24 protein-coding genes are annotated in these 24049 nt (G+C 71.7%); 9 read left to right on the top strand and 15 right to left on the bottom strand.

Annotation, left to right across the window (positions count from 1 at the left end; genetic code table 11):
- Nucleotides 1-1485: 1485 nt before the first annotated feature.
- From QA634_RS24895 to QA634_RS24870, 6 genes are all read right to left on the bottom strand, one after another.
- Nucleotides 1486-2391, bottom strand: coding sequence for a TIR domain-containing protein (locus QA634_RS24895; RefSeq protein WP_012334668.1), 906 nt, complete (start codon nt 2389-2391; stop codon nt 1486-1488).
- Entirely contained in the window at nt 2375-2674 is a 300-nt protein-coding gene (locus QA634_RS24890) for a hypothetical protein (RefSeq protein ID WP_012334667.1), read from the bottom strand. The genes QA634_RS24895 and QA634_RS24890 overlap by 17 nt, the downstream gene beginning before the upstream one ends.
- A gap of 769 nt (nt 2675-3443) precedes the next feature.
- A complete protein-coding gene (locus QA634_RS24885; RefSeq protein ID WP_012334665.1) occupies nt 3444-3650 on the bottom strand; it encodes a hypothetical protein in 207 nt (68 codons plus the stop codon).
- 89 nt (nt 3651-3739) lie between these two features.
- Complete coding sequence (locus QA634_RS24880; protein ID WP_012334664.1) at nt 3740-4003, bottom strand: hypothetical protein; 264 nt, start codon at nt 4001-4003, stop codon at nt 3740-3742.
- Nucleotides 4004-4149: 146 nt separating this feature from the next.
- Nucleotides 4150-5973: a YbaL family putative K(+) efflux transporter gene (gene ybaL / locus QA634_RS24875; RefSeq protein WP_012334663.1), complete on the bottom strand. Its 1824-nt coding sequence runs from the start codon at nt 5971-5973 to the stop codon at nt 4150-4152.
- An 80-nt stretch (nt 5974-6053) separates the two neighbouring features.
- Nucleotides 6054-6236, bottom strand: a complete 183-nt coding sequence (locus QA634_RS24870) for a hypothetical protein (RefSeq protein WP_012334662.1) — start codon at nt 6234-6236, stop codon at nt 6054-6056.
- 306 nt (nt 6237-6542) lie between these two features.
- On the opposite strand from QA634_RS24870, the gene QA634_RS24865 reads away from it, so the two are divergent.
- Together QA634_RS24865 and QA634_RS24860 are read left to right on the top strand one after the other, a co-directional pair.
- On the top strand, nt 6543-7142 hold the full coding sequence (locus tag QA634_RS24865; RefSeq protein WP_012334661.1) for a DUF2147 domain-containing protein: 600 nt from the start codon (nt 6543-6545) through the stop codon (nt 7140-7142).
- A gap of 445 nt (nt 7143-7587) precedes the next feature.
- Entirely contained in the window at nt 7588-8064 is a 477-nt protein-coding gene (locus QA634_RS24860) for a MucR family transcriptional regulator (protein WP_012334660.1), read from the top strand.
- 95 nt (nt 8065-8159) lie between these two features.
- On the opposite strand, the gene QA634_RS24855 is transcribed toward QA634_RS24860, so the two are convergent.
- Together QA634_RS24855 and QA634_RS24850 are read right to left on the bottom strand one after the other, a co-directional pair.
- The gene (locus QA634_RS24855; RefSeq protein ID WP_012334659.1) at nt 8160-9296 is read right to left on the bottom strand and encodes a glycosyltransferase family 4 protein; all 1137 of its coding nucleotides are present in this window, start codon (nt 9294-9296) and stop codon (nt 8160-8162) included.
- A complete protein-coding gene (locus tag QA634_RS24850; RefSeq protein WP_012334658.1) occupies nt 9293-10198 on the bottom strand; it encodes a UDP-2,3-diacylglucosamine diphosphatase in 906 nt (301 codons plus the stop codon). Before QA634_RS24850 ends, QA634_RS24855 begins: the two co-directional genes overlap by 4 nt.
- A 215-nt stretch (nt 10199-10413) precedes the next feature.
- Between QA634_RS24850 and QA634_RS24845 the strand changes: the two genes are divergently transcribed.
- The 5 genes from QA634_RS24845 to QA634_RS24825 all read left to right on the top strand — a co-directional run bounded on the left by QA634_RS24845 (nt 10414) and on the right by QA634_RS24825 (nt 15379).
- Nucleotides 10414-11397, top strand: coding sequence for a DMT family transporter (locus tag QA634_RS24845; protein ID WP_012334657.1), 984 nt, complete (start codon nt 10414-10416; stop codon nt 11395-11397).
- Nucleotides 11398-11487: 90 nt separating this feature from the next.
- Nucleotides 11488-12189 (top strand): thiamine phosphate synthase, encoded by a 702-nt coding sequence (thiE, locus tag QA634_RS24840; RefSeq protein WP_012334656.1) that lies wholly within the window; start codon nt 11488-11490, stop codon nt 12187-12189.
- Nucleotides 12186-12989, top strand: coding sequence for a bifunctional hydroxymethylpyrimidine kinase/phosphomethylpyrimidine kinase (gene thiD, locus QA634_RS24835; RefSeq protein ID WP_012334655.1), 804 nt, complete (start codon nt 12186-12188; stop codon nt 12987-12989). The genes thiE and thiD overlap by 4 nt, the downstream gene beginning before the upstream one ends.
- 116 nt (nt 12990-13105) lie before the next feature.
- Complete coding sequence (locus QA634_RS24830) at nt 13106-13726, top strand: helix-turn-helix domain-containing protein (RefSeq protein WP_012334654.1); 621 nt, start codon at nt 13106-13108, stop codon at nt 13724-13726.
- 330 nt (nt 13727-14056) lie between these two features.
- Nucleotides 14057-15379, top strand: coding sequence for a pilus assembly protein TadG-related protein (locus QA634_RS24825; protein ID WP_012334653.1), 1323 nt, complete (start codon nt 14057-14059; stop codon nt 15377-15379).
- Between the two features lie 90 nt (nt 15380-15469).
- Here QA634_RS24825 and QA634_RS24820 read toward each other — a convergent pair whose 3' ends face one another.
- The 5 genes from QA634_RS24820 to QA634_RS24800 all read right to left on the bottom strand — a co-directional run bounded on the left by QA634_RS24820 (nt 15470) and on the right by QA634_RS24800 (nt 20626).
- The gene (locus QA634_RS24820) at nt 15470-16066 is read right to left on the bottom strand and encodes an ABC-type transport auxiliary lipoprotein family protein (protein ID WP_012334652.1); all 597 of its coding nucleotides are present in this window, start codon (nt 16064-16066) and stop codon (nt 15470-15472) included.
- A 122-nt stretch (nt 16067-16188) separates the two neighbouring features.
- The gene (locus QA634_RS24815; RefSeq protein ID WP_012334651.1) at nt 16189-17268 is read right to left on the bottom strand and encodes an MlaD family protein; all 1080 of its coding nucleotides are present in this window, start codon (nt 17266-17268) and stop codon (nt 16189-16191) included.
- Between the two features lie 51 nt (nt 17269-17319).
- On the bottom strand, nt 17320-18090 hold the full coding sequence (locus tag QA634_RS24810) for an ABC transporter ATP-binding protein (RefSeq protein ID WP_012334650.1): 771 nt from the start codon (nt 18088-18090) through the stop codon (nt 17320-17322).
- Nucleotides 18091-18146: 56 nt separating this feature from the next.
- A complete protein-coding gene (locus QA634_RS24805; RefSeq protein WP_012334649.1) occupies nt 18147-19331 on the bottom strand; it encodes an ABC transporter permease in 1185 nt (394 codons plus the stop codon).
- Nucleotides 19332-19345: 14 nt separating this feature from the next.
- A complete protein-coding gene (locus QA634_RS24800; RefSeq protein ID WP_012334648.1) occupies nt 19346-20626 on the bottom strand; it encodes an MFS transporter in 1281 nt (426 codons plus the stop codon).
- A gap of 104 nt (nt 20627-20730) precedes the next feature.
- Between QA634_RS24800 and QA634_RS24795 the strand changes: the two genes are divergently transcribed.
- Nucleotides 20731-21597, top strand: coding sequence for a hypothetical protein (locus tag QA634_RS24795; RefSeq protein WP_012334647.1), 867 nt, complete (start codon nt 20731-20733; stop codon nt 21595-21597).
- Nucleotides 21598-21669: 72 nt separating this feature from the next.
- Nucleotides 21670-22110, top strand: a complete 441-nt coding sequence (locus QA634_RS24790) for a DUF1489 family protein (protein ID WP_012334646.1) — start codon at nt 21670-21672, stop codon at nt 22108-22110.
- 120 nt (nt 22111-22230) lie between these two features.
- Here the strand turns inward: QA634_RS24790 and QA634_RS24785 are convergent, their stop codons facing one another.
- Together QA634_RS24785 and rarD are read right to left on the bottom strand one after the other, a co-directional pair.
- A complete protein-coding gene (locus tag QA634_RS24785; protein ID WP_012334645.1) occupies nt 22231-22998 on the bottom strand; it encodes a 50S ribosomal protein L11 methyltransferase in 768 nt (255 codons plus the stop codon).
- Between the two features lie 76 nt (nt 22999-23074).
- Entirely contained in the window at nt 23075-23962 is an 888-nt protein-coding gene (gene rarD, locus QA634_RS24780; RefSeq protein WP_012334644.1) for an EamA family transporter RarD, read from the bottom strand.
- Nucleotides 23963-24049 lie beyond the last annotated feature (87 nt).

The following is a 24049-nucleotide window of genomic DNA, read 5'->3' as shown; positions in this document are numbered from 1 at the left end:
CGGGCTATTCGTGCCATTTATATCGCTCACCCGATCACACTGGCATGATCATCTATGACCGTACTCTTCTGCATTATCTTCATTGCGCTGCTCATCAAGGGCAAAGGCGCGCTACGGAACCCGCTCCACATCTTAGGGGCGGCCTATGTGTCCCTGTGTGTCACGATGATAGCCTCCATCGCCTTACAGATTGTTGGGCTGTAGGAGGGCCGTGGCTGGGCATAGGGCGAATGTCTACCCTATGTCCCCGAATGTCTGCCCGTGTCCATGTGAATGACCCAGGCTGCCCTTAGCTCACTCACAGCCACTATTAGCCCTTGTGAGTGGACGCTGGCTCACCTCAGCGGGGTTGGTGGTCCATCAGAGAGCTTAGGAGTCCCAGGCTCAGAGCTTTTCAGATTGAGACCCCCACCACCCCATCTTCAAATTTTCGGTAAAGCCTCAAGTTGTTGTTGGGCCTTGCGGTGTGTTGTGGTCCTGCGGGGCCGGCTCACGGTCAACAACGGGTCCCATCGAGCTTGGGTGTCCGAAGCATCTAGGCAGTCATTTTGGCGAAACACGGGGCGCAGAAGGTTCATGCGAGACTCCGCGGCATGGAAGGCTGTGGGAGGCCAGTAGGAGCAGCCAGAAATAAAGCACTATAGGGGTTATTTCACATCATGCCACTTTCCATGGATTGGTAGTTGTCATCCTATGCAAGCATTTCAACAAGAAATAAGCTAGACAGCGTACGTTGATGGTGCCATAGAACCCGGGTTGCACAACGATGCGACTGAATGGGGCTCGAATGGCAGAATGACTGGCTTACTTGATCTGGTGGTCTACTCACTGCGGCCTAGCGCCCTTGGCGAGACACCATCGGTGTGCCTACAGGCGCTCACTCAACTCGGCCGTGACTGGCTTTTCACCCTTTGCATTGGCGTTCGGGCCGGTGAAGCTGTGATCCTGACAACCCTGGAGGACATAGAGGATGCCCTGAACGGCATACCTGAATCGCTCCATACAATGACCCTGGCCTAAAGCCAGAGACTTGAGGCTCCCCTAGCGGGCCTCTTTTCTGATCCGTATCCAAGCAGGTTACCATGGAATCGGAGGTGGTATGAACGAAGACACGCCCGCGGACTTCACGCAGGATGGCGACTATCTTCGGGGCCTCATGCGAGCCTTGTGGATACTAGACACCTTCCGAGGGATGAACCCCAGGATGTCTATCACCTACGCCATGGGATTCCTGATGGTGGCCAATCGGCCCGGCCTTGGTCCCACAGACTATGCCCCAATGCTCGGGACCACTCAGCCCATCATGTCCCGGATGCTGCTAGACCTAGGGCCGAAGACACGGGACAAGCCTGAGGGTTTGGGCCTATTGGAACGTCGTGTCAGCCCCGAGAGCTTGAGGCAGGTTTGTTATACACTGACCGCGAAGGGCGAAGAATTAGCAACGAAGATCGCCAGGATAGCATTAGGTCCCTCAGGCTACCCCGGCTAGCGCCAAAAGGAGTTAGCGTCAAAGTCTAGCTTTGCGGCCTTGAGTTCACCCACCAGTCGCGCCTTCCATCCGTCTGAAGGGTCCATTTCAGTGTAGATGACGCCAAACAAGTCCGATGGTATCTCGATACGACCCTTCTTCAGCAGGCAAACTCGTCCACGACCCAGCCTGCCAGCGAAGTAGCCCAGCTCGAAGATGACGTTCTGCCTAGCGCGCGTGTCCTGTTCTTCCGTGGTCTTGGCGCCCCCCATATCGTCCGGAGTCAGCAACACCACAGCATATCCAACATCGGTGGCAGATTGCTCGAACTTTTCGATGATGGTTCGGCCTTGGTCGGGCTGCTCCTTCAACACAATGGCTTCAAGGCCAAGCTTCTCGATGAATCGCGCCAATCCTTGAAGGGCCGCATCGTCATGACCGTGAACAATGAACACCTTGTTAGATGCAGCTTGAACAAGTCGTGGCTGCACATCGCCCCTGCTCAACACATATGCTTTGTAATCGCGAGCAAATGGAATCAGCACTTGCCCGACAAGGGAATGCAGACCCGCAATAAGCTTGTTCCCGGAATAGAAGAAGTTATGGGCAAAATTCAACGCATGACCGGGTTCGGCCGCCAGCTTCTCAATTAAAATTAGCGTCAATCCGAGAGTCTGCTTTTGGTCCTCCGGCCAAACCAAGTTGCCGCTACCGACCATGCCGCCAATAGTGGCCTCGCTTGCGGCGATGAAGCCCTCATAATCCACACCTGAAGTCAACTCACGGTTTATGTCCTGAAGATCGGGGCTTTGCAGGAGTCGTGCAAGAGTCTTCAGAGGACGCTCAAAACCCTGAAGGTGCGCACCTTGTAGGTCTAGGACAGCGTTGTTGATTTGAGTGAAAACGTCAGTTTTGCTGCTCATCTTCGCTATCACCCTTGAGGCGCGCGGCTGCCGCTCGTTCAATGATGGCTTCCCGGAACCGCTCCTTAGAAGCCTCAATCATCGGAGCTACCAAAGGGTTGCTGACATAGTCGCCCAGCTTCCCATCAATTAGAGCGTGCGCATGTTGAATGGCTGCCTCAATGCTTGCCGGGTCGTTGGGGTCGAAGCGCACTGTGCCAAGTTCGCCGTCCAGGTCTGCAAACGCCCGCTGCGCCTGCTCCAAGGTACGGGACATTTCATCAAGACCGGTGATCTTGAGCATAGTAGCCTCCACGCTCCCCGAGCGCATCATTGCATGGAGGGAACGAAATGAGAACCTTATGGTGTGCGGGCACCGCGCTATCCACAGCCGTCAGAGGTGATACGCGGGGTGATACCAGCCCTTGCACCAAGCGCATCGTTTCCAATAAGATCAAATGGTTAGCGCGCCTAGTTCGGTGCCTAAGTGCCCTCCGCCGGCACCAATCCACCCCCTGGCCCGCAGGATGGTCCGAGCCGCCGTCAGCGCGGCGGTCCGGTGTCGGGCCCGCACCGCGCGCATGCCGCCCGGGCGCCATGCGGTTCTCGATCGAGCGGTTCAGCCTCGCCATCCGGCAAGGCCGACATCGGCTGGCTGACTCGATGACCGGCCCGAACGGTGCCGCGCGAGGTCCGGATCAGCGAGACAGCGCCGGGCCGGCGGCACCCAGCGCCTGGACGGCGGGAAGGAAGCGCCGCCGCAGGGCGATCATCCGCGCGGCCTCGTCGCCGAGGCCCTGGTGCGCGCCGGGTCCTCCCGCTCGCCGCCGCACGGCCTGAGTGATGCTCACGATCCCGGGTTTCACGACCTGGCCTGCGCGCCTCGGCCGACGTGACTCGGCCGAAATGACTCGGCCTGCATGGCGGCGAGTGTGCCGGGTGACCGCCCCTCCGCGGCGGCGCCCCGTCCCGGCGGCCCCGTCATCCACACGCGACGCGCGCCATGCTTGACGGACTCGGCGCTCGCCCGCGGATGCCTTAACCCTATGGCCCGGCCGGGATCGGCCGGCCGGTCAGAGTCCGGCCGAGCGCCAGAACAGGGCCGTGATCGATGCCAGGATCATGAACCACGCCCCGAGCAGCAGGGGCACCGACCGGCGGCGCGCCGCGCGCCGGTTGTCGTTGCCGGGCCGCGGCGGCCGCCCGCGCAGCACGCCGTAGCCGTAGGTCGTCGCGACCGGGTCGCGACGCGGTGGGACGGACTTGCGCAGGCTCGACATGAAGACAGTTTACCACGGAGGGCGTCGAACGGGAGCCCTTCTTGCCAGCGTCTTTCGGCGATTTCACGGCGGCGCCGGCCGCTGCGGCGTCATGCCCAGTGGGTGAGCCAGCTGCGCAGCCGGCCGGCGGCGGGCCGGTCGCGGCGCCCGGCGAGGTGCTGGTCGATCCAGTGCGGGCTCAGGATCTCGCCGTCCTCGGTGACGATCCAGGGCAGCGCGTCGGGGTCGCCCGCGCAGTCGGCGGCCGCGAGGAGCGCCTGTTCCAGGGTCGGGTAGATCCGCGCCTCCCCGGGCGGCGCGGCACGGTTCGCGTGCCAGATCATCAGCTCGGCCGGACGATCCATCTGCGACATCGGCAGCGCTCCATCTTCCGAAGGTCGCGCCGATGATGCGCCGTGGCGGCTCTGGCCATGATGACCGCCGCATTGCCATCCCGTAATGCGGCGGGGCCGGTCCGCGCGCCGCCGGATCACTCACCGCCGGATCACTCGCCGCCGGATCACTCGCCCCCCAGCGCCTCCCGATGCGGGCGCAGTTCCGGCGCGCCGAGGGCGGGGGCGGCCTCCGGGACCGGGTCGGACCGGCTCTCGGCGCGGCTCGAATCGACGAAGACCCGCGCCTCGCCCTCGCTGATGCCGAGGCTGCGCAGGGCGTAGAGGGTCATGCCGAAACCGAGCTCGCGCTCGGGCATCAGGACGAGCCCGACCCCCTCCGCCTCCAGGTGCCGGCGCTCGGCGTCGCTGTGGGTGCGCACCAGCGTGTCGATGCCGGGATTCGCCTCCCGGGCGATGGCGATGAGGTGGCGGGCCTGATGCGCGTCGGGGCTCGCCACGACGAGGAGCCGGGCGCGCCCGATCCCGGCGGCCTCCAGGATGCCGGGCGCCGCCGCGTCGCCGAACACCGTCTCGCGCCCGGCCTTGCGCAATTCCTCGACCCGGCGGCGATCGCGCTCGACCACCACGTAGGGCAGGTCCCAGGCGTCGAGGGCGCGGCCGATGCTGCTGCCGACCCGTCCGAACCCGACCACGACCGCGTGGCCCGCCCGCCGCCCGCGCGCACCGCTCACCTGCGGCAGCGGCCCGGCGCCGCGCCGCTCGAAGCGGGCAGCGAGGCCGGGCCGGGTGTCGAGGAGCGCCACCAAGCGCCCGATCCCGGCGAAGAACAGCGGATTGAGGGTGATGGACAGCAGCGCGCCGGCCAGGATCAGGTCGCGCCCCTCGAGCGGCAGCAGCTTCAGCCCGATGCCGAGCCCCACCAGGATGAAGGAGAACTCGCCGATCTGCGCGAGGCTCGCCGCGATGGTGAGCGCGGTGGCGAGCGGGTGGCGGAAGGCCAGCACGATCGCGACCGCGGCGATGGACTTGCCGATCAGGATGATGGCGAGCACGGCGAGCACCGCGAGGGGCTGCGCCAGCAGGATGCCGGGATCGAACAGCATCCCGACCGAGACGAAGAACAGGACCGCGAAGGCGTCCTGGAGCGGCAGCGAATTCGCGGCGGCCTGGTGGCTCAGGTCGGATTCGGCGAGCACCATCCCGGCGAAGAAGGCGCCGAGCGCGAAGGAGACGCCGAACAGCTCCGCCGAGCCGAAGGCGATGCCGAGGGCGAGGGCCAGCACGGCGAGGGTGAAGAGTTCCCGCGACCCGGTCCGGGCCGCCTGGTCGAGGAGCCAGGGCACGAGGCGCCGCCCGCCGACGAGCATCAGCCCGGCGAAGGCCGCGACCTTGGCCAGGGTCAGGCCGAGGGTCAGCCAGAGCGGCCCGCCGGCCGCGTGCGCGGCGCCCGCCCCCTCGCCGCCGAGGGGACCCGCCAGCGCCGGGAGCAGCACCAGGGCGAGGACCATCGCCAGATCCTCGACGATGAGCCAGCCCACCGCGATCCGGCCCTTGTCGCTGTCGAGCAGGCCGCGCTCCTCCAGCGCCCGCAGCAGCACCACGGTGGAGGCGACCGAGAGCGCGAGCCCGAAGACGATCCCGGCGCCCGCGCTCCAGCCGAAGCCGAGGGCCAGGGCGAGGCCCATCAGCGTGGCGACGGCGATCTGCACCACGGCCCCGGGCAGCGCGATGGCGCGCACGGCCATCAGGTCGCCGATCGAGAAGTGCAGCCCGACCCCGAACATCAGCAGGATCACGCCGATCTCGGCGAGCTGGCCGGCCAGTTCCCCGTTTCCGACGAAGCCCGGCGTGTGCGGGCCGATGGCGATGCCGGCGATCAGGTAGCCGACGAGCGGCGGCAGGCGCAGGCGCTGCGCCAGCATGCCCCCGGCGAAGGCGAAGACGAGGCCGAGGGCGATGATGGCGATCAGCTCGGTGGCGTGCGGCACGGTGCGTCGGCCTCCTCAACTCGTGGTGTCGGGGCCAGGATAGCAGCTTCGGGCCCGCCTTGTGCGGATCCTGCCGCGGATCAGCGCGGGGGCAGGGACGCGCCGGAGCGGATCGGGTCCTCGGCCTCGGGGGCCGGTCCGGGCGTCGCCGCCGCGCCGTGGCGCGGCCAGCGCAGGGACAGCCGGCCCGGACGCGCCGCCACGACGATCACGATCGCGCCGACCAGGCCGGAGGTCATCACGAGGATCTCGATCGGGATCATGCGTGGGCCTTGCTGGGGGGCGGGCGGAGCCGGGCGGGCCGCGGCGCGGGCCGCTCCCTCGCCGCGGGTGCTCGCCCCCGGCCTCGCCGCTCTATCGCGGCGGCGCCGCGGCGGCCTATGTGACATCCGGCCATGTGACATCCCGCCATGTGATGGCGAGGCAGGCGACGGCGAGGCAGGCGACGGCGAGGCAGGCGACGCCCCGCCCCCGCCGGGGTCGTCGGCCCTCCCGCGCCGCGGCGCGCGGGTTGCGGCGCGGGCGGTCGCGTCGTACTTCCGCGCACGGCCGCACCGGAGGAGACCTGCATGATGAAGCCCTTGAGCCGGGGCCTTGCCGCCCTCGGCCTCTTCGTCCCCACGGCGGTCCTCGCCGCGCCGAAAGATCCGAGCGGCGTCTGGCTGACCGAGGACGGCCGGGCCCGGATCCGGGTCGAGAAGTGCCTCACCCGCAGCGACCGGGTCTGCGGCTACGTGGTCTGGTTGAAGACCCCGCTCAACGACCAGGGCCAGCCGCGCATCGACTTCAAGAACACCGATCCGAAGAAGCGCAACCGCCCCTCCCTCGGGCACCAGCTGATCATGGGCCTCAAGCCCAATGCCGACGACCATTACGAGGGTCAGATCTACAATTCGGAGGACGGAAAGAACTACGACGTCGCGATCTGGGTGGACGATCCGTCCGAGCTGACCGTGCGCGGCTGCCTGCTCGGCTTCCTGTGCGGCTCGCAGACCTGGAAGAAGACCGCCGACGTTGCGCCCGGCCAGCTCACCGGCCCGACCAACGGCGCGGGCGGCCCGCGCGCCGACGCGGAGTGGACGCCCAAGCCGCCGGCCCCGAAGCCGTCCGCGGCCGCGCCCGCCGGGACGCCCTCGGCCGCTCGGCCGGAGCCCTCGGCCAAGCCCTGACGACCCGGCCCCGGGGGCGCTCCCGCCACCCATCCACACCCCATTGCGGCCCGGGTGCGGCCGGCCCGCCTCTCTCATTGGTTGTATCGCCCGAGCGGCCGGCGCGGCCGGCCGGGCCGCCGCCGACCGGCCGCGCGGCGGCCGCCGCGGGCCGTTCCGCGCCCGACCCAAACGCTTGTCGGCGCGGAGGTTTGCGGCGCCGGTCCGCCCTCCGCACCGCCCTCCGGGCGCCGCTCGCCCCGGGGAAGATCCGCCGCAGGTCAGCTTTCGCCGAGAGGTCGTCGGTTCGTCGCTTCGTAACAACTTTAGTTTGGCTGAACCGAAATGATGAGCCCGCACCGCGGTAATCGGAAGGTCGGGTAAGCACAGAGCGGATCCAGATAACGATTGACGGTCGCAGCTTTTTCCCGCACCTGAAAAGGAGTTTCTCGGCGGGGCATTCCTCATGACCAGCGACCCATCGGCGGACCAGGCGGGCCTGGTCAATCTCGCGGCCGATATCGTGTCGGCGTATGTGGCGAACAATTCGGTGCCGCTGGGAGATCTCGGCGGGCTGATCGTGTCGGTGCACAAGTCCCTGGCGACGATCGTGTCGCCGCCGCCGCCGGAGCCGGCCAAGCCGGTGCCGCCGATCCCGATCAGGAAGACGGTGACGCCGGACGCGATCATCTCGCTGGAGGACGGCAAGCCCTACAAGTCGCTGAAGCGGCACCTGTCCGGGCGCGGGCTCACCCCCGAGCAGTACCGGGAGAAGTGGGGCCTGCCGCCGGACTACCCGATGGTGGCGGCGACCTACGCGGCCCAGCGCTCCGAACTCGCCAAGAGCCTCGGCCTCGGCCAGCTGCGCCGCGAGCGCGCGGCGCGCAAGCCCGAGCCGGCCCAGCCGCCCCGCAAGCGCGGGCGCCCGCGCAAGGCGACCTGAGCCGGGGCGGAGCGGGGCGTCTCGGCGTCGCGCGCACCGGCCCGGGGGGGACGACGGTCTTGCCCGATGCGCGTCTTGCCCGATGCGCGTCGGGGTCAGCCCTCGCGCGGGCGGGAGCCCGGATCCGCGGCGAGGGGGGCCGTGCGCGTCGCGCGCCCGCCGGCCGGGCCCTTCGCGCGCCGGTCGGCCGGGCCCTTCGCGCGCCGGTCGGCCGGGCCCTTGGCGTGGGCGACCTCGATGTTGCGGTAGAACTGCCTCGCGCTCTCGGCCCAGGTGTAGCGCAGGGCCTCGGCCCGGCAGCGCTCGCGCGGGATCTGCAGGGCGCCGAGGGCCGCCTGCCGGAGGTCGCGGTCGAGGACGCCGACGCGGGTCTCGCCCACCACGTCGAGGGGGCCAGTCACCGGGTAGGCGGCGATCGGCAGGCCGCTCGCCAGGGCTTCCAGCAACACGATCCCGAACGTGTCGGTGAGGCTCGGGAACACGAAGGCGTCCGCCGCCGCGTAGGCCCGGGCCAGCGCCTCGCCGGTGAGCGTGCCGAGGAACCGCGCGCCCGGGTGCTCCGCCTGGAGCCGGGCCCGGTCCGGCCCGTCGCCCACCAGCACCTTGGTGCCGGGCAGGTCGAGGGACAGGAAGGCCGCGACGTTCTTCTCGACCGCGAGTCGGCCGACGAACAGGAAGAGCGGCCGGGGCAGCCCGCGCAGGGCCTCGGGCTCCGGCGCGGCGCGGGGGCGGAACAGCTCGGTGTCGACGCCCCGGGTCCACCGCATCAGGTTGCGGAAGCCGCGATCCGCGAGGTCGCGCTCCAGGGACGGCGTGCTCACCATCGTGCCGCTCGCCGCGTTGTGGAAGCGGCGCAGCCACGCGTAGCTCAGCGCGGGCGGGACCGGCAGGCGCGCCGCGAGGTATTCCGGAAAGCGCGTGTGGTAGCTCGTGGTGAACGGCCTGCGCTCGGAGAGGCAGAGGCGGCGCACGGCGAGCCCGATCGGCCCCTCGGTGGCGATGTGCACGTGGGTGGGGCCGAAGGCGCGCCAATGGGGCGCGATGCTCCGGGACGTCACCAGCGAGAGGCGGATCTCGCGGTAGCCGGGCAGCGGGACCGACCGGAACAGCAGCGGCGTGACGAAGCTCGGCGAGACGCCGAGGCCGGGCCCGGCCTTGGCCATCTGCTCCAGGGAGCGCACGACGCCGTTGACCTGCGGATGCCACGCATCCGTCGCGATGAGCAGCCTCACGCCAAGGCCCGCGCGTTGGACGAGGTCCGCTCGGCGGCTTGCCGGGGGACCGACAGGGGCTCGACCGCCGCGACCGGCTCGGGCCGGGGCAGGACCCGCCGCGCGCCGCTCGCCTCGGCCCGCATCTCGGCGAAGCGGATCACCTCCATGCGGCCGTCGTAATGCTCGACGATCGCCGTGCAGGATTCGACCCAGTCGCCGGTATTGAGGTAGCGCAGGCCCTCGATCTCGCGGTTGGCCGCGTGGTGGATGTGGCCGCAGATCACCCCGTCGGCGCCCGCGCGCCTGGCCTCCGCCGCCAGCAGCTCCTCGAAGCGGCCGATGAAGTTGACGGCGTTCTTCACCTTGAGCTTGGCCCAGGCCGAGAGAGACCAGTAGGTCAGGCCGAGGCGCCGGCGCGCCCAGTTCAGGTGCGTGTTGACGAACAGGGCCGCCGTGTAGGCGCCGTCCCCGAGCAGGGCGAGCCACTTGGCGTGCCGGACGACGAGGTCGAACTGGTCGCCGTGGATGACGAGGTAGCGCTTGCCGTCGGCACCCTCGTGCAGGATCTGGTCGTGGACCTCGATGCCGCCGAAATGCAGGTCGAGGAAGTCGCGCAGGAACTCGTCGTGATTGCCCGGCACGTAGATCAGCCGGGAGCCCTTGCGCACCTTGCGCAGGAGCTTCTGCACGACGTCGTTGTGGGCCTGCGGCCAGTACCAGCCGGATTTCAGCTTCCAGCCGTCGACGATGTCGCCGACCAGATAGATCTCGTCGGCGTCGACCTCCCGCAGGAAATCGAGCAAGAGTTCCGCTTGACAGCCCTTCGTGCCGAGATGGATATCGGACAGGAAGAGCGAGCGGACACGCAGCGCATCGGCGTCGTCGGCCACATCCGTCTCCTTGCGGTCGATGGCCGCCATGCCAAACCGCATTCCCGTATCACTTTGATGACGAAGCTCCCCCCGGAGCGGAATTGGGCGGTCTCGACCGCGCGAAAACCAGGTTCAGGCCATTCTTGCGGTTCGATTAAGGTCCACATGCGCGGGCTGCAGGTCTGAGCACCGCCGCGGCCGCTGGCTCGGCCATTCGAAAAGTGGTGTGGAGAATTTCCTCTCGTCCTGCGTGCGACCCTCCCATGGCAGCCCCCGTCGTCCTCCCCGAGCGCCCGCTGCGCGGGGATGCCGCGCGCCCCGCCTCGTCCGGCCGGCCCTATCTCGGGATCGGCCTCAAGGTGCTGTCGGCGCTCGCCTTCACGCTGATGTCGGCGGGGGTGAAGGGCCTCTCGGACCGGCACTTCCCGACCGGCGAGATCGTGTTCTTCCGCTCGGCCTTCGCGATCCTGCCGCTCGTGATCTGGCTGCGCTGGCAGGGGAGCGTGGTCGAGGCGGTGCGCACCCGCAACCTGCGCGGCCACGTCCTGCGCAGCCTGATCGGCGCCTGCGGGATGTTCGCGGGCTTCGCCGGCCTGTCCTTCCTGCCGCTCTCCGATTCGATCGCGATCGGCTACGCCTCGCCGCTCCTGGTGGTGGTGCTGGCGGCCCTGGTGCTGCGCGAGCGGGTCCAGGGCTATCGCTGGGCGGCGGTGCTGGTGGGCTTCCTCGGCGTGCTGATCATGCTGGCGCCGCACCTCGAATTCGGGGCCGGCGGGGCCGCGGGCTCGATCGGGGCCCTGTTCGCCTGCCTGGCGGCGGTCTGCGCCGCGGCGGCGACGATCCAGGTCCGGCGCCTGACCATGACCGAGCGCACGGGCGCGATCGTCCTCTACTTCTTCCTGTTCACCTCGCTGCTCGGCCTCTCGACGCTGGTCCTCGGCTGGAGCCTGCCGAGCCTGCCCGAATTCGGCCTCTTCGTCCTCGTCGGCGTGCTGGGCGGCATCGGCCAGATCCTGCTCACCGAGAGCTACCGCCACGGCGACGCCTCGCTGGTGGCGCCCTTCGAGTACACCACCATGCTGTGGTCGCTGCTGATCGGCTGGTTCGTGTTCGGGCAATTGCCGCAGCCGGCGGTGGCGCTCGGCGGCAGCATCGTGGCGGCGGCCGGCGTCTACACGGTGTGGCGCGAGCGCAGGGTCGCGCTGGAGCGCGCCCGCGAGGCGGCCGGCGGCGCCCGCGCGGCCTGAGGCCGGGCGCGAAGTCGCGCGCAGGTTGACGCCCGGCGCGGCCGACGCTTACTCGGGGCGGGGCCGGAGCGGCCGGCCGGGAGGAAGGCGATGCGCCCCGTGGGCATGGATGGCACCGTTCCGGTCGACCTGCGGCTCTACGGCATCCTCGACGTCGGGGTGAGCGGCGGCGATCCCGCGCTGCTCGCGCGCATGGCCGGCGCGGCCGCGGCGGGCGGCTGCACCCTGCTCCAGTACCGCGAGAAGGCGATCCCGAACGCCCGCGAGAGCCTCGCCCGCCTGCGGGCGATCCGGGCGGCCCTGTCGGGCAGCGGCGTGCCGCTCCTCGTCAACGACCGAGTCGACCTCGCGCTGGCGGCCGGGGCCGAGGGCGTGCATCTCGGCCAGGAGGACCTGCACCCGGCCGAGGCCCGCCGGCTGCTCGGGCCCGGGGCGATCATCGGCCTCACCGTCAAGACCGGCACCCAGGCGGACGAACTCTACCGCCTGCCGGTGGACTACGCCTGCATCGGCGGCGTCTTCGCGACCGCGAGCAAGCGCAACCCGGACCCGCCGGTGGGGCTGGAAGGCCTCGCGCGCATCGCCTTCCGGGCCCGGCTCGCCCGGGGCGGCCTGCCGATCGGGGCGATCGCCGGGATCGATTCCGGCAACGCCGCCTCGGTGATCGGCGCGGGGGCGGACGGCATCGCGCTGATCTCGGCCCTGTTCGGCGCTCCCGACGAGGTCGAGGCGCGGGCGCGCGCGCTGCGCCAGCTGGTCGATCGGGCGCTCGCGGCGCGGGGGGCGGCGTGACCCCGATCGCCGTCACCGTCGCGGGCTCGGATTCCGGCGGCGGGGCCGGGATCCAGGCGGATCTCAAGACCTTCTCGGCGCTCGGCGTCTACGGGGCCAGCGTCGTCACGGCCCTGACCGCCCAGAACACCCTCGGGGTCCAGGCGGTCCATGAGGTGCCGGGCGACTTCGTGGCGCGCCAGATCGCCAGCGTCTTCGGTGACCTCGCGGTGGGCGCGGTGAAGATCGGCATGCTGGCGCGGGAGCCGGTGATCGCCGCGGTGGCCGAGGGGCTGGCGGCGCACGCGGCCGGCATCCCGGTGGTGCTCGACCCCGTGATGGTGGCGACGAGCGGCGACCGCCTCCTCGCCGCGGACGCGGTCGCCTCCCTGCGCGATCGCCTGATCCCGCGGGCGAGCGTGCTGACGCCGAACCTGCCCGAGGCGGCCATCCTCCTCGGCGAGCCGCTGGCCGCCGACGAGGCCGCGATGCTGGCGCAGGGGCGCCGCCTCCTCGCCCTCGGCCCGGGCGCGGTGCTGATGAAGGGCGGCCACGGCGCGGGCGAGGAGAGCACCGACCTCCTGGTCGGGCCGGGGGAGGACGTCCTGCGCCTGACCGGCCCGCGGCTGGCGACGCGGCACACGCACGGGACCGGCTGCACGCTCTCGGCCGCGCTCGCGGCCGGCCTCGCGCGCGGGCTGCCCCTGCCGGACGCCGCGCGGGCGGCGAAGGCCTACCTCGCGGCCGCGCTCGCGGCGGCCGAGCGGCTCGCCGTCGGCCGGGGCCACGGGCCGGTCCACCACTTCCACGCCCTCTGGTAGGGATCCCCGAAAACCTCGGCGCCGGCCCCCTTGGCCCCTTGCCCTTGCGCCGCGATTGCGTTTGATGGAGCGTACGGTCGTTCGGAATGCGGAACGACGGCGGGCGTGAGCGGGCGATGGGCGTCGAGCGGGGACGAGAGCGGGCCAAGGACCTGATGACGGGCGCCCAGGTCCTTTCGGGGCAGCTCGGCAAGACGATCCAGCGCCTGCGCAAGGCCTACAATCTGTCGCTGTCCGAACTCGCCGAACAGTCGGGCGTCGCGAAGTCGATCATCAGCCAGATCGAGCGCAACGAGACCAACCCGACCCTGGCCACGATCTGGCGCCTCAGCCAGGCGCTCGACGTCTCGATCGAGCGGGTGCTGGCGACGGGGGACGAGGAACCGTTCATCGAGAAGTCGTCCCGGGCCGACACGCCGATCCTGGTCTCGGAGGACGGCAAGGTGCGGCTCGCCATCACCGGCTGGATCAAGACGGTGGAATGGCTGCAATGGTACGACCTCACCGCGGAGCCGGGCGGGGAGCTCGATTCGGACGCCCACCAGCGCGGCTCGGTCGAGTGCCTCTCGGTGCTGGAGGGCGAGTTCGAGGTCGACGTGGCGGGGAGCCTGCAGCGGGCCAAGGCCGGAGAGACGCTGCGCTACCGCTGCGACCGGCCGCACACGGTGCGCTGCGTCGGCGACCGGCCCGGGCGGGCCACGATGGTGGTGATCATGAAGGCCGCCGTGATGGAGTAGGGGCGGGCGCCCCGCGAGGACGGCCTCGCCCGCGCGGGCGGGCGCGCGGTCATCCGGGGCGCGGCGGCCTTCCGGCCCGGTCCGGCGGGCGCGACCTCCCGCGCGGGTGCAAGCGGAGGCCCGCGACATCTGCAACCTGCCGCTGCGCCCCTGGCCCGCCGCCGAGATGTCGGGCGCGCAACGGTACGGCAGTCGCGCAACTTGGATTTTGACATCTTCGCCCACATCTTCCTCGTCGTGGACAGTCAATCCGGCGGGGATGCCGCCCCGGTTTAGTAATGGAATCTTCACGGCCCCCTCGCAAACCTGATCGGGGAGGGGGTTCAACGGATGATGAGAGCGATCAGGCGCTTTCTCGCTGACCGGACGGGGGCGGTTGCGCTGATCATCGGTCTCAGCCTGCCGCTGCTCGTGGCCGGGAGCGGCGCCGCGGTCGAGTACGCCCGCATCCACAAGCGGCGGGCGGAGCTGCAGAAGGCGGTCGACGTCGCGGCCCTCGGCGCGGCCGGCGAGCTCAGCGTGGCGGGCTCCGACGTCTCCGTCGAGGCGATGGCCAGGCGCCTCGCCTTCGACTCCGCCCGCGCCACGGATCCGGGCATCACGCGCGTCAGCGCCGCGGTGGTCGGCCGCGGCACCTCGGTCACGGTGGCGATCAACGAGACGGTGCAGAGCCTGTTCGGACGGCTCCTGACCCTGCCCTCGATGGAGATCGGCGCGAGCGCCACGGCCGAATCGTCGGGCTCGACCCGGGTCTGCCTCCTGACCCTCGACGAGGCCCGCCCGGACGCGATGCACCTGCACAAGAACGCCAACGTCGTGGCGACGAGCTGCGGCCTGTTCGGCGCCTCGGCGGACCGGGCCGGCATCCACATCGAGGACGGGGCCTTCGTGGACGCCGCGCTGATCTGCTCGGTCGGGGGCATCGCCCTCGGCCGCGCCACGATCCGCGGGGTCACCCAGAGCGGCTGCCCGCCGCGCACCGACCCCCTGGCGAGCCGCGCCGGCCCCGCGATCCCGCCCTGCTACTCCACCACCCAGACCCTCATCGACGGCACCAGGACCCCGACGGCCCTGCTGATGCCCGGCGTCTATTGCGGGGGCCTCAAGATCACCAACGGCGCCGTGGTGACCTTCGCGGCCGGCATCTACGTGATCAACGACGGTCCGCTGGTCGTCGACAAGAACGGCGTGATCACCGGGCAGAACGTCGGCTTCTACTTCACGGGCGACGCGGGCGGGGTGCTGTTCGACGTCAAGAGCAGCATCGACCTGACGGCGCCGAAGGACGGCCCGATGGCCGGGCTGCTGTTCTTCGAGAACCGCTCGGTCAGCGCGCCGGTCGCCGTCCAGTCCGACACCAAGCTGCCGCCGCCGCCGCCGCCGCCGGGCTCGCCCCCGATGCGCCAGTACCGCATCATCAGCAACAACGCCCGCAACCTGCTCGGCACGATCTACTTGCCGGCCGGTCGGCTCATCGTCGACGCGAACAATCCGGTGGCCGACCGCTCGGCCTACACGATCATCGTGGCGCGGCAGGTCGAGTTCTTCGACGGGCCGAGCCTCTATCTCAACTCGAATTACGGGTCGAGCGACATCCCGGTCCCGGACGGCGTCGGCAATACCCTGAAGCGCACCGTCAAGCTCGTGCAGTGATCCGACATCCGACGGATTGCGTCGCCATGCGGGTCGGGCTCGCTCAGGCGCCGCGCGGGTCTTCGCGGCGCGGGCGCGGGATGCGGCCGATCAGCCGCCGGCCCCGACCCAGCGCACCACGTCCGCGAGCACGAGGGAGAGGGCGCGGTCGAGGCCGTTCGCGGAGGCGCCCGGGCTCAGGTCCGCCACCGGGACCCGCGCCGCGAAGACCCGCGCGGCGACCACGCTCCCGGTCGCCTCCGACACCAGCTTGGCCGACAGGTCCACCACCGCCTCCCGGCTCCCGGCCGCGATGTCGAAGGCGCGGATCTCGGTCACCAGCAGGGTGTCGGCGGCGATCTTGTCTCCCGGCCGGCTCACCGCGCGCAGGCTCCTGGCGTTCTCCAGGCTCTGGATCAGCCGGGCCTGGATCAGGCGCGGCAGCCGGTCCACCCATTGCCCGCCGCCCAGGAAGGAGAGCGAGCCGCCCGGCTCGCGCACGATGATGCGGTCCGCCTCGAAGGGCTGCAGGCCGACCGGCTCCGCCACGATCAGGCTCCGGCGGGCGCTGCCCGCGCGGGCCGCGCCCGGCAGGGCCGTGAGATCGAAGGTCGTGGGCACCGTACCCCCGCAGCCGCCGAGCACCAGCGCCAGGGCGAGGGCGCTCGCGGTCGGGACGTGCGGGATCCGGAGGAACACAGGCGGCATGAGCACGGATGGGCTGGCTGTTCGTCGCACCGATATAGGCCGGAAACCTTGACCGGACATCGACGCCCGGGCCCCGGTGGTGCCGCAGCGCACATGGGCACCCGCCGTGCCCGGTCACTCGGTCAGCGACCGTTGTATTCGGGCAACGACGGCTTGCCGCCGAAGATCACCTGCGAGGGGTCGCGCTCGATGGTGCGGGCGGCGCTGTTGAGGCTGTTGAGGGTGCGCTGGCCCTCGGTGGACAGGTTCTGGACCTCGCGCCGGCCCGCCCCGCTCAGGCGGCCGAAGCTCGTCGTGATGGTCGCGGTGCGCTTGTCGAGGTTCTCCGACATGGTCCGGAAGGCCCGGCCCGCCTCGCGGATCGAGATCGCCGCCTCGCGGATCTCGCCGAAGGTGCTCTTGCCGGCCTCGCCGGAGGCCGAGCCGAGGAAGCCCTCGGCCCCCTTGAGCACCGCGTCGACGCGGTCGGCGGAGGCGTTGAGCTTGGCGGCCAGGAGGCGCGCGTCGTGCAGCCCGTCCTGGATGTCGGGCGCCGCCGCCGCGAGGGCGGCCGAGAAGCGGTCCGCATTGTCGATCAGGCTGCCGAGCTTGCGGCCGTCCACGGCCTTGACCAGGGCGTCGAGGGCGGGGGCGCTGTCGTTCAGCGCCTTCGAGAATTGCTCGACATTGGCGAGGGTGCGGTTGATCGCCCCCTCGTTGCCCGCCACCACCCGGTCGAGGCGCTGCAGCATGTCGTCCGCGCGCTGCGCGATGGTGCGCGCGCTCTGCATCAGGTCCTGGATGTCCGACGAATCGGCGAAGATGGTCGCCATCCGGTCGCCCTCCGGCGCCTTCAGGGGCGGGGCATCGGCGCTGCCGCCCACGAGGGCGATCGAGGCGACGCCGGTCAGCATCGTCATGTCGAGGCGCGCCCGGGTGTCGGCGCGCAGGGGCGTGCTGCGCTCGACCTCGACCAGGGCCATCACCCGCCGCGGGTCCTGCGGCAGCAGCTCGACCTCCGTCGCCTCGCCGACCCGGATGCCGTTGAAGGTGACGACCGAGCCCTTGGCGAGCCCGCCGACGCCGCCCGAGAACACGATGCGCAGGGGCATGCGGCCGTCGTTCGAGACGGGGCCGCGCATCCAGAACGCGAACAGGAAGCCGGCGGCGATCACCGCGAGGGTGAAGGTCCCGATCAGGACGTTGTTGGCGCGGGTTTCCATGCCGTCAGGGTCCTCCGGAGGAGCTGGGGGGCGCCGCCGCGCGGGATCGCGTCATCGCGCCGCCGCGCGGGGCTCGCCGGGCACGATCGCCCGCGCGCGCTTGCCGTGGAAGTAGGAGCGCAGCCAGGGGTGGTCCGAGGCGAGCATCTCCTCGATCGGGCCCGCCGCGATGATCTGGCCGTCGCCGAGCGCCGCGATGCGGTCGCAGGCGGTGTAGAGGCTGTCGAGGTCGTGCGTGACCATGAACACGGTCAGGCCGAGCGTGCGCTGCAGGGTGGCGACGAGGTCGTCGAACTCGCCCGCGCCGATCGGGTCGAGGCCCGAGGTCGGCTCGTCGAGGAAGAGCACCTCCGGGTCGAGGGCCAGCGCCCGGGCGAGGGCCGCGCGCTTGATCATGCCGCCCGAGAGTTCGGAGGGCAGCTTGTCGGCCGCGTCCGGCTTGAGGCCGACGAGCTCGATCTTGAGCCGCGCGAACTCGTCGAGCAGGCGCTCGGACAGGGTCAGGTGCTCGCGCATCGGCACCTGGATGTTCTGCTTGACGGTGAGGGCGGAGAACAGGGCGCCCTGCTGGAACAGCACGCCCCAGCGGCGCTCGATCAGGCGCCGCCGGGCCGGGGAGAGGCGGTCGACATCCTCCCCGAAGACCTCGATCGTGCCCGAGCGCTTCGGCACGAGGCCGAGCAGGGTCCGGGTCAGGACGGACTTGCCCTGGCCGGAGGGGCCGACGAAGCCCAGGATCTCGCCCCGGCGGATGTCGAGGTTCAGGCCCTTCAGGACCGTCCGCTCGCCGAAGCCGACCACGAGGTCGCGCACGCGGATCACCGCGTCGCCTCCCGGGGAGGCAAGGGGTTGGGCGTGAGCCTGCACGGGAGCCGCTTCTACAGGTCGATGGCCGCGAAGAAGATGGCGAAGACGCCATCGAGCACGATGACCATGAAGATTGACTTGACGACTGAGGCGGTGACGTGGCGGCCGAGCGATTCCGCCGAGCCCTCGACGCGGAAGCCTTCGCTCGTCGCGATGATGCCGATGATCAGGGCCATGAAGGGGGCCTTCAGCATGCCCACGAGGCCGTGCCGGACCGAGATCACTGCCTGCAGCCGCGCCAGGAAGGCGTCGAAGGACAGGTTGCCGTAGGCCATCGAGGTCAGGGCCCCGCCGAGCAGGGCCGCGACGTCGGCGAGGAAGCCGAGCATCGGCAGGGCCAGCATCAGGGCGAGGATGCGCGGCACGATCAGGATCTCGATCGGGTCGAGGCCCATCACCCGCAGGGCGTCGACCTCCTCGCGCATCCGCATCGAGCCGATCTCGGCCGTGAAGGCCGAGCCCGAGCGGCCCGCCACCATGATGGCGGTGAGCAGCACCCCGAGCTCGCGCAGCGTGAGGATGCCGATCATGTTGACGACGAAGGACTGCGCCCCGAAGCGCTGCAGCTGGATGATGCCCTGCTGGGTGACGATGCAGCCGACCAGGAAGGCGATCAGCATGATGATCGGCGTGCCCCGATAGGCGATCTGCTCCATCTGGTTGACGAAGGAGGCGGCGCGGAAGCGGCGCGGCCGGGCCAGGACCCGCAGGCAGGCCGCCACCACCTCCCCGAGGAAGCCGAGCCAGGACAGGCCCTCCGCCCCGAGCCGGCGCAGGCCGGCCCCGAGCGCCTCGAGCCCGTCGAGGAGGCCGAGGCGGCGGCGGCGCGGGGGAGGGGGGGTGTCCCGCCGATAGGCGACCTCGCGAAGCAGGATGCGGTGCTCGGGCCGGGCGCCCGCGTAGTCGACGGCGCGGCCCGCCGCCTCGATCTCGCTGCGGGTGCGCTCCAGCACGAAGGCCCCGAGCGTGTCGAGCCGGACCAGCCCGGAGAGATCGACCTGCACGCGCGGCCCCGGCTCGCCCGGCGCCGCGATCGCGGCGGCGGCGGCCTCGACGGCGGGCGCCTGGTCGGCGGTCCAGGACCCGGTGAGCCGCGCCTGGACGCCGTCGCGGAAGCGCAGGAGGGTGGCGCCGGCCACGGTCAGGTGCGCGCTGGCCTCGGTCGACACGGGCCCGGCCTCCTGGTTGCTCGACATCCCCTCGGGCGGCCTTATAGCCTGGGCTCGCCGCGCGTGACAAACCGCGCCGCCGCGGCCCGGGCCGCCGCCGCGGTGAGGACGAGCGCGAGGGCGGCGACCGGGAGCATCAGGGCAAAGGCGAGGAGCGGCCCGCCCTGCCGGACGGCCGCCCCGCTCGCCAGGGTGGCGGCCGCGGAGGCGAGCGAGGCGCTCGCCGCGTAGATCCCCTGCGCCCGGCCGCGGGCCGCCTCCGGGGCGAGCCGCGCCAGCGCCCCCATCGCGCCGAGCTGGGTCGCCCCGAAGGTGAGCCCGTGCAGCGCCTGGAGGGGCAGCAGGGCGGCCGCCAGGCCCGGGCCCGAGAGGCCCGAGAGGCCCGAGAGGCCCGAGAGGCCCGAGAGGCCCGAGAGGCCCGAGAGGCCCGAGAGGCCCGAGAGGCCCGAGAGGCCAATGAGCCCGGCCCAGCGCAGGAGCGCCGCCCCTGCCCCGAGGGCGAGGAGCCGGAAGGGCGCGTCGCGCAGGGCCGCGACGCGTCCGACCAGGACGAAGAAGGCGATCTCGGCGACGACGCCGGTCGCCCAGGCGGCGCCGATGAGGGGCGGAGTGAGGCCCAGCGACGTCCAGTGGATGCTGCCGAAGGCGTAGACCGCCGCGTGGCTCGCCTGGGCCGACGCGGCCGCCGCCATGGCGAGCCGCAGCGCGAGGGGGAGCCGGGCGGAGCCCGGCGGCGTCCGGCGCGCCGGCTCCGCCGCGGTTCCGGCGGCCAGCGCCGCGCTGCCCAGCGCCGAGACGAGGCCGAGGCCGGCCAGGAAGGCCGTGACCCCGGCCCGCTCGCCGACCAGCCCGAGCAGCCAGCCGCCGGCGAGGCTCGCGGCCAGGAAGCCGAGGGAGCCCCCGAGCCGGATCCGCGCGTAGGCGAGGCGCGGGTCGCGCCGCACCGCCGCGAGGCAGAGGTAGTCGAGCGCCGGCACGAGCGGCGCCCCCGCCACCGCGTTGAGCGCGATCGCCCCGGCGAGGACGGGCCAGCCCCGCGCCGCCGCCGCGGGCATCAGCGCGTAGGTGAGGGCGAGCCCGAGGCTGCCCGCGACGAGGAGCGCCCGCGCGGTGACGCCCCGGTCGATCAGCGCCACCAGCGGCGCGGTGGCGACGATCTTCACGGCGATCGGCAGGGCCACCAGGGCGCCGATCACTTCCGGCGGCAGCCCGAGGCTCGCGAGCCAGAGCGGCAGGAACGGCATCGCCACGCCGATCCCCGCGAAGATCAGGGCGTAGAGCAGGCCGAGGCGCGGGCCGGCGGCGAGGGGGAGCAGGGACATCGCCTCCGGTTGACAACGGACGTCGCGTAAGCGGCCGTTAACGTGGGGATGTCAAGCCATGAAAACGGGCCATCGGGCGCCCTCACAGTCCCGGGACACGCACCATGGCAGGCTTCACCTCGCTCCCGACGCCCGGCGCGGACGAGTATGGCGTGATCGAGTCGGCGCTGATGGAAACGGCGCGGGGCCGGTGGTTCCTGGCCGAGTTCGCCCGGCGCCAGCGCGGGGACGACACCGAGCGCCTGCTCGCGGCGATCGGACGCCTGGAATCCACCATCGCGGCGGACCGGCAGGTGCCGGAGATGGACCGCATGCGCCTCGACCTCGTCGAGATGGTCAAGGCGATCAGCCGCACCAAGGACGAGATCACGGCGATCCAGTCGCCGGACCAGGACCAGAGCCGCCTCGAAGCCGCCTCGGAGGCCCTCGACGCGATCGTGCGCACCACGGAGCGGGCCACCTCCGACATCCTCGCCGCGGCCGAGGAGATGCAGGAGGTTGCCTGGACCCTGCGCGAGAGCGGCGCCGACAGCCGGGTCTGCGACATGCTCGACCAGAACGCGACCCGGATCTACACCGCCTGCTCGTTCCAGGACCTGACCGCCCAGCGCACCAGCCGGATCGTCAACACGCTGCGCTACCTGGAGCAGCGGCTCACCGCAATGATCGAGATCTGGGGCGGCGACGCCGACGCGGCTCCGCCGCCGCCGGAGCCGGTGGCGCCCTCGCCCGAACTCGCCCAGAGCGACGTCGACGCGATGATCGCGACGTCGGCGCCGCCCCCTCCGCCGGTGCGCCGCCGCGACCTGGAGGACCCGGTTCTGGCCTCGGACGACATCGCCTTCGTGCCGAGCCTGCCGGCGCCCCCGGCCGAGCCGGCTCCCTTCGAGGGCGAGAACCTCGCGCTCGGCGCGGCCTTCGCCGACCTCGACGGGCTCCCGCCGACCGAGAAGATCATCCGCTTCAGCTGACGGGGCGCGCCCGGGCCGCGCCTCGCGGGTGCCACGATCGGGCGGCAGAGCGGCCCCTCCCGCGAGACGATTATGCCCCTTCACCTCCTCAAGCTCTGCGTCGGCTGCGACTCGATCGGCGACCTGGAGGCGTGGATCGCCGAGCGGCGCGACGGCGCGCGGCGGGCCGGGACGGCCTTCGAGCAGGTCCACACCACCCGCATGGTCCCCAAGCGCGCCGACGCGATCGCGGGAGCGGGCTCGCTCTACTGGGTGATCAAGGGGCTCGTCGCCTGCCGCCAGCCGATCCGGGCGATCCGGCCCTTCGTGGACGGGGACGGGATCGGCCGCTGCCACCTCGTCCTCGATCCGTCCGTGGTGCCGGTCGAGCCGCGCCCCTGCCGGCCGTTCCAGGGTTGGCGCTACCTCGCGGAGGCCGACGCGCCCCGCGACCTCGGCCGCGACGCGGCGGTGAGCCTCTCGGCGATGCCCGAGGCGATGCGCCGGGAACTCGCGGCCCTGGGGCTGCTCTGAGAGGGTGGGGACGGTGCGAGGTGCGGCCTGCCCGGCTTGGCCCTGCCGCGAAGGGTGAACCGTGGGGCGGGAGACGCATGGCGCCCGCGCCGTTCCCCGTCCGCGAGGTTCCCGGCCCGTTCAAGCCCCGGCCGCCGCGCCGCGCAGCCCGACCAGCACCCGCACGTCCCCCTCGCGGCAGAGCCGCGCCATCCGGGGCTCGGCCAGCCCGGTGTCGGTGACCGCGTAGCCGAGCCCTTCGAGGAGGGCGCGGACCGCCGCGGAGGGCGCGCCGTAGCAGCCGTGGGTCTCGACCGCGACGACCCGCGGGCGGATCGTCATGGCGCCGAGGATCACCGTCTCGGCGCCCTCGCAGTCGAGTTCGAGCAGGTCGGTCGGGGGCAGGTCGGCCGGGGCCACGATCCGGGCGGCGCCGGCCCCGCCATAGACCCGGACCGGCGCCCCGACGACGGCGTGGTGCAGCCGCACCCGCGCGGCGACCCCGTTCGCCTCCAGCATCCGGCGCGTCGCCGCGATCCCGCCCGGGTCGCCTTCGTAGGCGGTGACCGTGCCCTCCGCGCCGACCCCGAGGGCCGCGACCGCGGTCGTGACGCCGCTCCCGGTGCCCACCACCGTCACGGCGTCGCCCGGGCGGAGATGGGCGCGCAGGGCCCGGACCAGCCCCTCCTCGAAATCGGGAATGTCCTGCGCCACCAGGGCGGCGGGGAGCCAGCGGTCGCCCCAGCGGCGGTAGCGGCCGGTCGGCAGCCCCGCGTAGAGGACCGGCTCCGCCCGCGGCAGGTGACGGCGCAGGGCCCGGTCGTAGGCGACGGAGGCGGCCTTGGCGGCGAGGCCGGCGAGGCCGCGCTCCGCCCGCAGGAAGGCGGCCTTCTCCAGGATCTCGCGCATGGCCGCCGGCCGCCCCTCCCGCCCGTGTTGTGGCCGCGATAGAGCACCGACGTGGACGTGTAAACGCGGTCCTGCCTCAGCCCGGGCAGCGCTGGGGCGCGAGGGGTGGGGCCGGGCTGCGCGACAGGCGCACCGCGTCGGCGGCGTAGAGGGCGAGGGCGATCCAGGTGAACCCGAACACGGCCGCCCGGGCCGGGTCCAGGCTCTCGCCGAACACCGTCACGCTCAGCAGGAGGGTGCAGGTCGGCGAGAGGTACTGCATCAGCCCGAGCGTCGCCAGCTTCAGGCGCCGCGCCGCGGCCGCGAACCAGATCAGCGGCAGCGAGGTCGTGATGCCGGTCAGGAGCAGGAGCCCGGCCGTGCGCCCGTCGAGGGCCGGGAGGGCGGCGGACTCGGGCGCGGCACCGGCGAGGTAGGCCAAGGCCGCCGGCAGCAGCAGCACGGTCTCGGCGCCGAAGCCGAGGATCGGGTCGATCGGCACCAGCTTGCGGATCAGCGCGTAGAGGGCGAAGCTCGTGGCGAGCGCGAGGGCGAGCCAGGGCAGGGTTCCGGCGAGCGCCACCGCCGCGGCGACCCCGGCCGCCGCGAGCCCCACCGCCCAGGCCTGGAGCGGGCGCAGCCGCTCGCCCAGCACCGCGGCGCCGAGCGCCACGGCCACCAGCGGGTTGATGAAGTAGCCGAGGCTCGCCTCGACCATGTGCCCGTTCTGGACCGCCCAGAGATAGAGCGACCAGTTCACCGCGATCAGCAGCGCCGAGACGGCGAGCAGCGCGTGCCGCCGCGCGGGCACGAAGGGCGCGCGGCGCCCGCGCAGGACCACCAGCAGGAGGAGCACGAACAGGCTCGACCACAGGATGCGGTGGGCGAGGATCGTCCAGGGCGGCAGGCTGCCGAGGAGGCGAAAGTGCAGCGGGACCAGGAGGCCCCAGCACAGATAGGCGCCGAGCGCGTAGACGAGTCCCACCGCCTCCTCCCGAGACGTCCCCGCGGCCGTTCCCGGGAGACCCTGCCCTCTCTGCCCGAGCGGGGGGAGCGACGCCACGGGGCGCGG

This window comes from Methylobacterium sp. CB376, from assembly GCF_029714205.1.
Lineage (GTDB): Bacteria > Pseudomonadota > Alphaproteobacteria > Rhizobiales > Beijerinckiaceae > Methylobacterium.
This window is presented reverse-complemented; position numbering and strand designations above follow the sequence as displayed.

Bases quoted from the DNA above. Each gene is read 5' to 3' on its own strand.
- QA634_RS24895 (WP_012334668.1), bottom strand. From the start codon at position 2,391: ATGAGCAGCAAAACTGACGTTTTCACTCAAATCAACAACGCTGTCCTA.
- QA634_RS24890 (WP_012334667.1), bottom strand. From the start codon at position 2,674: ATGCTCAAGATCACCGGTCTTGATGAAATGTCCCGTACCTTGGAGCAG.
- QA634_RS24885 (WP_012334665.1), bottom strand. From the start codon at position 3,650: ATGTCGAGCCTGCGCAAGTCCGTCCCACCGCGTCGCGACCCGGTCGCG.
- QA634_RS24880 (WP_012334664.1), bottom strand. From the start codon at position 4,003: ATGTCGCAGATGGATCGTCCGGCCGAGCTGATGATCTGGCACGCGAAC.
- QA634_RS24870 (WP_012334662.1), bottom strand. From the start codon at position 6,236: ATGATCCCGATCGAGATCCTCGTGATGACCTCCGGCCTGGTCGGCGCG.
- QA634_RS24865 (WP_012334661.1), top strand. From the start codon at position 6,543: ATGATGAAGCCCTTGAGCCGGGGCCTTGCCGCCCTCGGCCTCTTCGTC.
- QA634_RS24860 (WP_012334660.1), top strand. From the start codon at position 7,588: ATGACCAGCGACCCATCGGCGGACCAGGCGGGCCTGGTCAATCTCGCG.
- QA634_RS24850 (WP_012334658.1), bottom strand. From the start codon at position 10,198: ATGGCGGCCATCGACCGCAAGGAGACGGATGTGGCCGACGACGCCGAT.
- QA634_RS24845 (WP_012334657.1), top strand. From the start codon at position 10,414: ATGGCAGCCCCCGTCGTCCTCCCCGAGCGCCCGCTGCGCGGGGATGCC.
- thiE (WP_012334656.1), top strand. From the start codon at position 11,488: ATGCGCCCCGTGGGCATGGATGGCACCGTTCCGGTCGACCTGCGGCTC.
- QA634_RS24830 (WP_012334654.1), top strand. From the start codon at position 13,106: ATGGGCGTCGAGCGGGGACGAGAGCGGGCCAAGGACCTGATGACGGGC.
- QA634_RS24825 (WP_012334653.1), top strand. From the start codon at position 14,057: ATGATGAGAGCGATCAGGCGCTTTCTCGCTGACCGGACGGGGGCGGTT.
- QA634_RS24820 (WP_012334652.1), bottom strand. From the start codon at position 16,066: ATGCCGCCTGTGTTCCTCCGGATCCCGCACGTCCCGACCGCGAGCGCC.
- QA634_RS24815 (WP_012334651.1), bottom strand. From the start codon at position 17,268: ATGGAAACCCGCGCCAACAACGTCCTGATCGGGACCTTCACCCTCGCG.
- QA634_RS24805 (WP_012334649.1), bottom strand. From the start codon at position 19,331: ATGTCGAGCAACCAGGAGGCCGGGCCCGTGTCGACCGAGGCCAGCGCG.
- QA634_RS24800 (WP_012334648.1), bottom strand. From the start codon at position 20,626: ATGTCCCTGCTCCCCCTCGCCGCCGGCCCGCGCCTCGGCCTGCTCTAC.
- QA634_RS24795 (WP_012334647.1), top strand. From the start codon at position 20,731: ATGGCAGGCTTCACCTCGCTCCCGACGCCCGGCGCGGACGAGTATGGC.
- QA634_RS24790 (WP_012334646.1), top strand. From the start codon at position 21,670: ATGCCCCTTCACCTCCTCAAGCTCTGCGTCGGCTGCGACTCGATCGGC.
- QA634_RS24785 (WP_012334645.1), bottom strand. From the start codon at position 22,998: ATGCGCGAGATCCTGGAGAAGGCCGCCTTCCTGCGGGCGGAGCGCGGC.